Source organism: Polaribacter sargassicola (genome assembly GCF_021991835.1).
Taxonomy (GTDB): domain Bacteria; phylum Bacteroidota; class Bacteroidia; order Flavobacteriales; family Flavobacteriaceae; genus Polaribacter; species Polaribacter sargassicola.
Map to the genome: position 1 here is coordinate 1 of NZ_JAHDAU010000094.1, position 347 is coordinate 347.

Annotated in this window: 1 pseudogene; it reads left to right on the forward strand. The window is 70.9% G+C overall.

Annotated features, from left to right (window positions below):
• Positions 1 to 347 (forward strand): annotated as a pseudogene (locus KI686_RS17480) (aspartate carbamoyltransferase catalytic subunit); the annotation flags it as partial.

The window sequence follows — 347 nt, forward strand, 5'->3', positions numbered from 1 at the left end:
CGTTCGAAGCCGCTGCCAAGCGACTCTCCGCTGATGTGATCAACTTCTCCGCCAAGGGTTCCAGCGTCTCCAAGGGCGAGAGCCTGAAGGACACCGCGCAGACGCTGGAGGCGATGGGAGCGGACGCCGTGGTGATTCGCCACTCGGCATCCGGCGCCCCCCGCACGCTCGCCACCAGCGGCTGGATCTCCGCCGGCGTCGTGAACGCCGGCGACGGCACGCACGAGCACCCCACGCAGGCGCTCCTGGACGCCTTCACGATCCGCAAGCGGCGGTACGGCGCCGACAGCCGCGGCCGCGACCTGAGCGGGCTCCGCGTCGTCATCGTGGGCGACGTGCTGCACTCG